Raw genomic sequence first — 8,595 nt, 5'->3', positions numbered from 1 at the left:
TACTGCGCGCGGGTGATTTCAGTCCAGGCCATCTTGATCTCATCAGGTTATCGCAAACCCATGAATCATAACCTGCTGAAATCACTCAACTCATTTTCGGTCAGACACTTAAATAATTCTAAATTTATAATATTGAAAATATTAATTGTATAAGATATTCCTAAATATCTATCTCCGAAAAATTTTCTTCCAAAAAATTATAGCGATAAGAACATTCAGGCATCTCCCCTTAAGACATTCTTCATGTGTTCTAGCAATGTTTGCTTGAAACAAGAGACTGAGAGAACAGCATGGAAACAAATTATGTCTTTCTAGACCAGTTCCAACCTTCTGCCGATCTAGCGATATTGATAGGTCATTTTAGAGGGGAAGATATAAGAGTATAAAAATTATAAGTTTATTTGATATTTCTGTAGAGAGAATATCGATGAGCGCATTGCTACATTCCTATATTGATGTCGAAAAAGATATTTATACAGAAATAATTCATCCTTTTATTGTTGAGTCTATTGATGTATTGGCGTCTGTACTCAAAAATACCGATATGATCGGCCGTCGCCATTTTATAGATATGGTATACCACGAGAGTAATCGTAGAACTGAGTTTGCACTTAAGCTGGCAGCTTTTGTTTTGCACGAAGTGAATAAAATTTCTCCACCGGATGCTGGAGCAGTGGCAGCCAACATTATCCAATTAAGTCCGGACCTCGGGATTGGAACAATTAGTACAGGACAATTGCTTTATGCCAGTGCATTGCACGAGGGACGTAGTAAAATAACAAATCTCGACCTCGATCCTATCCCGTATAATGATAATATAGAAAACACATCACTTGGTTTTCAAGTGGGGAAATATCTAGCATCCAACTGTATTGCAAGTTGGGTGTGCATGCTGTCTGTCAGTTCGGAATATGACGCATCTGGCGTTCTGCGTCTCGGCGGGCGTGAAAGCAAAAACGTTATAAACCAGCTTTTTATTTATGACTGTATTAAATCTATCAATGTTTTTTCTGGAATATCTTCTGCGTTTGATGAAATTTATAAACGGGCTAAACTTATATCAACCCGAATTTAATTGCTTTTGCCACAGCCCCGCAGGTCGTTTGTGCACAAAGTTTATGCCGAGCCGTCGCAAGATAAAGTCTTACAGTCGCTTCAGAGATATTCAGTCTGTAAGACACTTCCTGCGTCATCAAACCTTCGCCATGGTAAGCAAGACATTCTCGTTCGCGAATGGATAACCGAGGAGGCGCCAGAGCCTCTCGACGCCCTCCATAATTAGCAAACCATTCATGCATGTATGCACCAATCTGAGAGAATGTTGCCGCATAAACCCTTCGCCGATCTTGCCCGAAATCATGGATATTGCGACTTGTTATAGTCAGAAGACCCACTTCACCACGTAACCCTCTTAACGGAATGGACATTCCATCCTTGCCCATATTCTGTTCAGAAAAAAGCTGCATGACCCGTTTCTCTTTCTGAGAAAGTATCTTTATTTCTGACCACAAAAAAGGAAGTGCGCTGGTTAGTGCAGTACGGACTACCGGATCTGAATGAACAAGATTTTTTTCAGTATATAAGATTTGCCATGACAGCGGGTATGTCGTGACCCCCAATTCTCCTCCCTCTCTAACCCAAGGGTTGGATAGAAAGTGGTAGGTAAGATGGGCCGCGCCACTATTATCCCTGATCTCGAATGCCAACTCCTGCATTGTCGAGATGCTTTCGCATGACTGAATGCGTTCGAGAAGGGTATCCCCTAGGGGAAGAAGCGCATTGTGTGTGTCAGGAACCATTACGATTAAGGCCAGCCAAGATGTTCTTGGCTGGCATATAAGATTTTAAGCGGCCAATGCAAATTTTTTATTAATTTCGTCAAGACGCGCCTGCGACACATCAAACGTGGCAAGCGTAATCATCTTCCCGTCGAGTTGAGCACTCATAATAGGTTCAGGTGGCCAGCCCGCACGCTCATAAATCCGTAACATTGGCCGAAAAAAGATACCTGTAAGATGAGTAATTCCGTTTTCGAGGCACGTTTGACACAGAGTGCGTGCTAACTCACCTGTATAATGTATCTCACCAGGTCGTAATGTTGCACAGTAACGGGTGCTTTCCCATATTGTTGGACTATAGATATCCGGGCAATCTGGAAAAAATGAATGAAATTTGTCACGCAACATTGTCGGCCCCGTGGTGGGGATGATACGCATGGATGTTGCGTGTGAACCATCAGGCCGCTCTGCTACGAAATAGAGTGGGTTATACTCCCGGTCATATTCGTCTTCTTCTTTTCCATCTACGACATTAACGTCCCAATTCAGGCGATCTGAAAAAACAACAGCACGTGCTCGAAGCATTTTTTCATATGTTTGGGCGTGAAAATGTCTATGATTGTAACTAAATACTCTTATCATCACAAATCTCCCTATGGAGATTTTGATTTATTCAACACCAATATCATTTATAATTAGTTAATATTGATAGGTTAACTAATTATAAATTAATTATATAACTAAAATTTTGGCGCATCCCTGAAATGGCTGATGATCGACAGTATGATCGTTCGCGCACCAGCATGCCGCTGGCGCACGCATCGCCAAAGGCGAGCGGATACCCAAGGGCTGGGTCGATCTCGCAGCGGGTTAAGCAGCAAGGTCCACCTTGCCGCCGACGCTTTGAGCAATCCGGTGCGGATGACCTTCACCGGCGGGCAGCGCAACGACATTACGCAGGCGCACGACCTGATTGAAGGATTCGATCCTGACGCGGTCATCGCCGACAAGGGATACGACACCGATCACCTGCGCGATGCGGTTGAAGACGCCGGCGGCGAGCCAGTCATTCCGCCAAAATCAAACCGCAAAACACCCAAAAACTATGACAGGGCTCTCTGGCTCTGTTGCACAATTCCAGCGATTGGGCGTGCTGCAATCTTTGAGGGGTTTTCTGACGCGACAGGGTGCGTGAGGGGGATTCCGAGGGCTGTGAAGCGATTGAGGACGGCGATCCGGACCCGCTGTAGGCGCGTGGAGACACAGGAATGGAGATAGGTCAGGGTTTCGCCATCATCAAGCCACTCGGCCTCTGGCATGAAGCCGTCAAGCAGCGCCAGCACCCGGTCGGTCTGGTCGATGAAGCCCGCGACCACCGCTCGCCAGTCGGAACCGCCACGGGCGCGGTTCTCATAGAGCCAGGCCTCCGCACGGGCAGAATCGTCCGCCGGTGGCAGCCAGACCAGGGTGAGGAAATAATGGCTCTCGTAATGCGCGCCCTCTTCCTCGAACTGCTCCCGACGTTCGGCGTCGACCAGTTCGGAGGCCGGGTCGGGAAATGGGCTGGAAGGATAGCCACGCGCCGGACGGCGCTGCGCTTCGACGAAAATGGCCCAGCCGGAGCCGAGCCGGCGCAGGGCGTTGTTCAGGCGGGAGGTGATGGCGACCAGTTCGGAGGAGGTCGGGGACTCCAGATCGGGACCGCGGAACCGGGCGGTGCGCTGGAAGGCACCATCCTTGTTCAGCACCACGCCTTTGGCGACCAGCGCCGCCCAGGGCAGGAAATCGGCGAGGCGATCGCGGCGATGGCGGTATTCGGCGAGGTTCATCATGACGTGCTCACCCGACCAGATGGGTGGGATAGCGCAGATGCCGACGCACCACGTCGACGAAGGCGGGATCACGCTTGGCAGCCCAGACGGCCGTGAGATGGCCGACCAGCCAGAAGATCCCACCGGCAATCCACAGCCGTAGGCCGAGTCCGATCGCGGCGGCCAGCGTGCCGTTGACGATCGCCACCGTGCGCGGCGCCCCGCCGAGCAGGATCGGCTCGATCAGGGCGCGGTGCACCGGGGCGGTGAAGCCGAGGATGCTGTCCGGCTCCATCAGATCAGCGTCCCGCCCGAGAAGGAGAAGAAGCTGGAGGCGGCAAAGGCGATCGACAGGCCGAAGACGATCTGGATCAGGCGGCGGAACCCGCCCGACGTCTCCCCGAACGCGAGCTTCAGGCCGGTCACGGTGATGATGATCACCGAGATGATCTTGGCGACCGGCCCCTGCACACTTTCCAGGATCTGGTTGAGCGGCTCCTCCCACGGCATGCTCGAACCGGCGGCATAGGCCGGGAGCGACAGTAGGGCGAGCGACAGCGTGGCGCCGGCCACGGCGAAGCGACGGCGCAGGACAATCATGTAGGTCATGACGGATCTCCGGCGGGTGCGAGGATATAGTTTCCAGCGGGGCTCAGGCCCTGGACGGTGGCGAGTTCAGTCAGCCGGCGCGCGCTACCGCGCCCGGACAGGACCGCGATGACGTTGATGGTCTCGGCGATCAGGGCGTGCGGCACGGTGACGACGGCTTCCTGGATCAGTTGCTCCAACCGACGCAGAGCGCCGATCGCCGAACCGGCGTGCAGGGTGCCGACGCCGCCGGGATGGCCGGTGCCCCAGGCCTTGAGCAGGTCGAGCGCTTCGGCGCCACGTACCTCCCCGATGGGAATCCGGTCTGGGCGCAGGCGCAGCGAGGAGCGCACCAGATCGGAGAGCGAGGCCGCGCCATCTTTCGTGCGCAGGGCCACCAGATTGGGGGCTGCGCATTGCAGTTCGCGGGTGTCCTCAATCAGCACCACTCGGTCGCCGGTCAGACCGGTGACGGTGATGATGATCACAGAGACGATCTTGGCCACCGGTCCCTGCACGGATTCCAGGATCTCGTTGAGCGGGTTTTCCCAGGGCATTCCCGTTCCGGATGCCCAGGCCGATGACACGAAAACTAGCGACAGGAGCATGGATGTTCCGAACATGCGGATATCCGGCATGCGATGGTCGGGATGTGCAACAGCGCACACGATGGCGAGCAGACGTGAAGGCGGCCTCATGATGGCTCTCCCTTGTCAGGATTGGATGTTTCGGAAGATGAAAGGCTGACCGGACGGATGCGATAGGCTCCCGTCACGGGATCCAGGCCGTCGACTTCAGCCAGTTCGGACAGGCGGCGTTGCGTGCCGCGCCCGGACAGCACGGCGATGACGTCAATGGTTTCGGCGATCAGCGCACGGGGCACTGTGACGACGATTTCCTGGATGAGCTGCTCCATACGATGCAGGGCACCGATGGCGGTGCCAGCGTGAAGTGTGCCGATCCCACCGGGATGACCCGTGCCCCAGGCTTTGAGCAGGTCGAGCGCCTCGGGGCCACGTACCTCGCCGATCGGGATACGGTCGGGGCGCAGACGCAGGGCTGAGCGGACCAGTTCGGACAGCGTGACGACACCATCACGGGTGCGGAGCGACACGAGATTGGGCGCGCGGCATTGCAGTTCGCGCGTGTCCTCGATCAGCACGACCCGATCGTCGGTCTTCGCGACCTCGGCCAGCAGGGCGTTGACCAGCGTAGTCTTGCCCGTGGATGTGCCACCCGCGACCAGGATATTTTTACGGTCAGCAACTGCCTGGCGCAGATATGCCGCCTGCCCTTCCGTCATGATCCCGGCAGCGACGTAATCATCGAGCGTGAACACCGCGACGGCGGGCTTGCGGATCGCAAAGCTGGGTGCCGTCACTACGGGTGGGAGCAAACCCTCAAAACGCTCACCCGTTGGGAGTTCCGCCGACACACGTGGGGCTGCCTCATGGACCTCTGCCCCGACATGATGGGCCACCAGTCGCACGATGCGCTCGGCATCGGCTGGCGTTATCCTGTCGCCCGTATCGCCCAGCCCCTCGGACAGACGGTCAATCCACAGCCTGCCATCGGGATTGAGCATCACCTCGACAGTGGCGGGATCAGCGAGGTGCCGGGCAATCGCTGGCCCCATCGCCGTGCGCAGCATGGACATGCCGCGCACCGTGGCCCTTTCATGGATGCTGGAAATCGACATGATTTTCCCCGCTATGGGCCGAACGCGATGCGCGGACAGCAACGGGGACAATTAAGAAAGGCAGGAAACCACGCGGTTCAACAGGAATTCATGCGTCGTAGGACGGTGGGGAAACGCAGGGCAAAAATACTTGCAGGGTGCGGAAATTACGAATCCGGTTCATCCTGTGGGGCAGGATCGGAAACGTCGTCTGGAATTTCCTGCTGGAGTCTTGGTCCCTGGGCCAACCTGCGACCGAGGGCCGCAACAAAATTATCGTAACGCGCCCCGGCCTGCGCCCGTGCTGCCCTGGCGGCCGGTTCAGGCAAGGGCGGCGTCGTGGTGAGCCAGAAGCGGATGAACAGCGCCAGCGTCTCGACCGTGATTCCTATATCGCGTTCCAGCCGCGCAAGACGCCGGTCCTGCCGGTCGAGACGTTTCGATGTCGCCGCCTCGCGGCGCTCCTCCCCGTCGGGCGAGAGAAAGGAAGCGACGGCAGCCTCCACGATCAGGGACATCGACTGCCCGCGTCGCGCGGCATAGGCGGACAGTGTCTTCATGACCTCCGGCTCAAGATAGACGGAGATCTGGACTTTCTTTTTTGGCATGGTCATGTCAGCCTCACAGTCCAAGCTCATCGTTACGGTCCAGTGACGCCTGTCGGGCGACACCACGCATGAGATCGTTCATCCGGTTATTACGGGGCGCGATGTCGTCGAATTCATCGGTCGGATCGGGTGCGAATTCATTTTCCATCGACTCCTTCTTCTCGACCGTTCCCTCACCCAGTTCCGGCTGGCGACGTCGGGCAGACTGCTTCGGGTCTTCCTCTTCATCCTCCATGGCCGCTTCAGCCGCTCCTGCATCTGGAACCGGCGGCCGGGGTGGCAAGGGCTGATTACTCCAGTCGTCCGGACAACCGTCTTTGGGACGCGTGGGCTTCGGCGGCGGCAGAATGCGTTCCTGAAAGCGCACATCCTCGAAATAACGGGCTTTCTTCGCGCGGATCGGATAGAGGCCGGAGACCATGACGATCTCATCAGACGGAGAAAGCTGCATGATCTCGCCCGCCGTCAGGAGCGGGCGCGCGGTCTCCGAGCGCGCGACCATCAGATGTCCCAGCCAGGGCGACAACCTGTGCCCGGCGTAGTTCTTCATCGCCTTCATCTCGGTGGCGGTGCCGAGCGCATCCGACACACGTTTTGCCGTCCGTTCGTCATTGGTGGCGAAACTCACCCGAACATGGCAGTTATCAAGAATTGAATTGTTCGGCCCGTAGGCCCGCTCGATCTGGTTGAGGGACTGGGCGATCAGGAAACTCTTGATCCGGTAGCCCGCCATGAAGGCCAGCGCCGATTCAAAGAAATCCAGCCGCCCGAGTGCCGGGAATTCATCGAGCATCAGCAGGAGCCGTCGTCGCTGTGCCGCAGCCTCCAGGTCTTCCGTCAATCGACGGCCGATCTGGTTCAGCACCAGCCGGATCAGCGGTTTGGTCCGACTGATATCCGAGGGGGGCACGGTCAGGTAAAGCGTTACCGGGCGGTCCCCACCAACGATGTCGGCAATGCGCCACTCACAGCGCCGCGTCACCTCCGCCACCACCGGATCACGGTACAGGCCAAGGAAGGACATGGCGGTAGACAGTACGCCCGAGCGTTCATTGGGCGATTTGTTCAGCAGCTCCCGCGCGGCCGATGCAACAACAGGATGTGGCCCCTTCTCACCCAGATGGTTTGTTCGCATCATTACCGACAGCGTGGTGGCGATCGGACGCTTCGGGTCCGACAGGAAATTGGCGACACCGGCCAGCGTCTTGTCCGGATCGGCATAGAGGACATGCAGGATGGCGCCGACCAGCAGGGAGTGAGAGGTCTTCTCCCAGTGGTTGCGTTTCTCCAGACTGCCCTCCGGGTCCACAAGGATATCGGCGACGTTCTGGGCGTCCCGGACTTCCCACTCTCCACGCCGGATCTCCAGCAGGGGGTTGTAGGCCGAGGAGGCCGCATTGGTCGGATCAAACAGCACGACGCGACCGAAACGGGCGCGAAATCCCGCCGTCAGTTCCCAGTTTTCCCCCTTGATGTCATGGACGATGGCTGAGCCGGGCCAGGTCAGAAGTGTGGGGATGACCATGCCAACACCCTTGCCGCTGCGCGTTGGTGCGAAAGTCAGGACGTGCTCAGGCCCGTCATGGCGCAGATAGGTTTTGCGATAACGACCCAGCACCACCCCGTCCGGGTCGAGCAGGCCGGCTTTCGCAATTTCTTCCAACTCCGCCCAGCGCGCCGATCCGTAGGTCTCGAGCCTTCGTGCCGCATCAGCGGTTCCTGATGCCTGCGGGGAAGCGCCATGCCCGAACGCATCGGAACGACCGCGATCAGAAGCCGGTCGCGGTACCGGTTGTGGCAGGCAGAGAAAGCGCCGGGCCTCGTCGGCGACATCACGAAAATCCAGCAGCCCGAGGCTTTCGCGGATGATGTCGAGCAGATCGCCATGCTGCCCTGTCGCGCCATCCGTCCATTTTCCCGCACGGCCACGTCCATCCGGTCCCCCATGCAGACGGACATAGAGCGACCGTCCCGGCGTGTTGTGGACATCGCCGACCAGCCAGTAATTGCCATGCCGTCGCCCGGCCGAGAGGTAATGACGGCACACCGCTTCTGCATTCTCCGCCAGCCTGCGGGCCAGATCAGTGGCATCCCATGACGGCATGTCTGTCATCGCACCCTCCCTGCAGGCT

The 8,595-nt window shown here is 56.9% G+C and carries 9 protein-coding genes and 2 pseudogenes; 2 read left to right on the top strand and 9 right to left on the bottom strand.

The genetic code is table 11. The features are described from left to right. Positions 1 to 427 precede the first annotated feature (427 nt). Complete coding sequence (locus GOB83_RS13260) at positions 428 to 1,075, top strand: hypothetical protein (protein ID WP_165926411.1); 648 nt, start codon at positions 428 to 430, stop codon at positions 1,073 to 1,075. Here GOB83_RS13260 and GOB83_RS13255 read toward each other — a convergent pair. Together GOB83_RS13255 and GOB83_RS13250 are read right to left on the bottom strand one after the other, a co-directional pair. Further along, positions 1,056 to 1,715, bottom strand: a complete 660-nt coding sequence (locus tag GOB83_RS13255; RefSeq protein WP_165926410.1) for a helix-turn-helix transcriptional regulator — start codon at positions 1,713 to 1,715, stop codon at positions 1,056 to 1,058. The two genes, GOB83_RS13260 and GOB83_RS13255, sit on opposite strands and share 20 nt — an antisense overlap. A gap of 129 nt (positions 1,716 to 1,844) precedes the next feature. After that, positions 1,845 to 2,420 carry an acyl-homoserine-lactone synthase gene (locus GOB83_RS13250; protein WP_242005874.1) on the bottom strand — a complete coding sequence of 192 codons (576 nt, stop codon included), beginning with the start codon at positions 2,418 to 2,420 and terminating at the stop codon, positions 1,845 to 1,847. 111 nt (positions 2,421 to 2,531) lie between these two features. Between GOB83_RS13250 and GOB83_RS13245 the strand changes: the two are divergent. Continuing rightward, positions 2,532 to 3,056: pseudogene (locus GOB83_RS13245) on the top strand (transposase); the annotation flags it as partial. Here GOB83_RS13245 and GOB83_RS13240 read toward each other — a convergent pair. From GOB83_RS13240 to traG, 7 genes and pseudogenes are all read right to left on the bottom strand, one after another. Continuing rightward, positions 3,011 to 3,610: pseudogene (locus GOB83_RS13240) on the bottom strand (conjugal transfer protein TrbE); the annotation flags it as partial. The pseudogenes GOB83_RS13245 and GOB83_RS13240 sit on opposite strands and share 46 nt — an antisense overlap. 7 nt (positions 3,611 to 3,617) lie before the next feature. Next, a complete protein-coding gene (locus GOB83_RS13235; RefSeq protein WP_165926407.1) occupies positions 3,618 to 3,884 on the bottom strand; it encodes a VirB3 family type IV secretion system protein in 267 nt (88 codons plus the stop codon). Then, positions 3,884 to 4,198, bottom strand: coding sequence for a TrbC/VirB2 family protein (locus GOB83_RS13230; RefSeq protein WP_165926406.1), 315 nt, complete (start codon positions 4,196 to 4,198; stop codon positions 3,884 to 3,886). Before GOB83_RS13230 ends, GOB83_RS13235 begins: the two co-directional genes overlap by 1 nt. After that, the gene (locus tag GOB83_RS14810) at positions 4,195 to 4,785 is read right to left on the bottom strand and encodes an ATPase, T2SS/T4P/T4SS family (RefSeq protein ID WP_456304137.1); all 591 of its coding nucleotides are present in this window, start codon (positions 4,783 to 4,785) and stop codon (positions 4,195 to 4,197) included. The genes GOB83_RS13230 and GOB83_RS14810 overlap by 4 nt, the downstream gene beginning before the upstream one ends. A gap of 86 nt (positions 4,786 to 4,871) precedes the next feature. After that, entirely contained in the window at positions 4,872 to 5,828 is a 957-nt protein-coding gene (gene trbB, locus GOB83_RS13220) for a P-type conjugative transfer ATPase TrbB (RefSeq protein WP_408737452.1), read from the bottom strand. Between the two features lie 194 nt (positions 5,829 to 6,022). Next, positions 6,023 to 6,469, bottom strand: a complete 447-nt coding sequence (locus GOB83_RS13215) for a ribbon-helix-helix protein, CopG family (RefSeq protein ID WP_165926403.1) — start codon at positions 6,467 to 6,469, stop codon at positions 6,023 to 6,025. A 7-nt stretch (positions 6,470 to 6,476) separates the two neighbouring features. Then, positions 6,477 to 8,576 carry a conjugal transfer protein TraG gene (gene traG / locus GOB83_RS13210; RefSeq protein WP_165926402.1) on the bottom strand — a complete coding sequence of 700 codons (2,100 nt, stop codon included), beginning with the start codon at positions 8,574 to 8,576 and terminating at the stop codon, positions 6,477 to 6,479. Between the last annotated feature and the right edge of the window lie 19 nt (positions 8,577 to 8,595).

The organism is Acetobacter fabarum, assembly GCF_011516925.1.
GTDB lineage: Bacteria > Pseudomonadota > Alphaproteobacteria > Acetobacterales > Acetobacteraceae > Acetobacter > Acetobacter fabarum.
This window is presented reverse-complemented; position numbering and strand designations above follow the sequence as displayed.

Excerpts from the sequence above, each read along its gene's own strand:
- GOB83_RS13260 (WP_165926411.1), top strand. The coding sequence starts at position 428 with ATGAGCGCATTGCTACATTCCTATATTGATGTCGAAAAAGATATTTAT.
- GOB83_RS13255 (WP_165926410.1), bottom strand. The coding sequence starts at position 1,715 with ATGCAGGAGTTGGCATTCGAGATCAGGGATAATAGTGGCGCGGCCCAT.
- GOB83_RS13250 (WP_242005874.1), bottom strand. The coding sequence starts at position 2,420 with ATGATAAGAGTATTTAGTTACAATCATAGACATTTTCACGCCCAAACA.
- GOB83_RS13235 (WP_165926407.1), bottom strand. The coding sequence starts at position 3,884 with ATGGAGCCGGACAGCATCCTCGGCTTCACCGCCCCGGTGCACCGCGCC.
- GOB83_RS13230 (WP_165926406.1), bottom strand. The coding sequence starts at position 4,198 with ATGACCTACATGATTGTCCTGCGCCGTCGCTTCGCCGTGGCCGGCGCC.
- GOB83_RS14810 (WP_456304137.1), bottom strand. The coding sequence starts at position 4,785 with ATGCTCCTGTCGCTAGTTTTCGTGTCATCGGCCTGGGCATCCGGAACG.
- trbB (WP_408737452.1), bottom strand. The coding sequence starts at position 5,828 with ATGCTGCGCACGGCGATGGGGCCAGCGATTGCCCGGCACCTCGCTGAT.
- GOB83_RS13215 (WP_165926403.1), bottom strand. The coding sequence starts at position 6,469 with ATGACCATGCCAAAAAAGAAAGTCCAGATCTCCGTCTATCTTGAGCCG.
- traG (WP_165926402.1), bottom strand. The coding sequence starts at position 8,576 with ATGACAGACATGCCGTCATGGGATGCCACTGATCTGGCCCGCAGGCTG.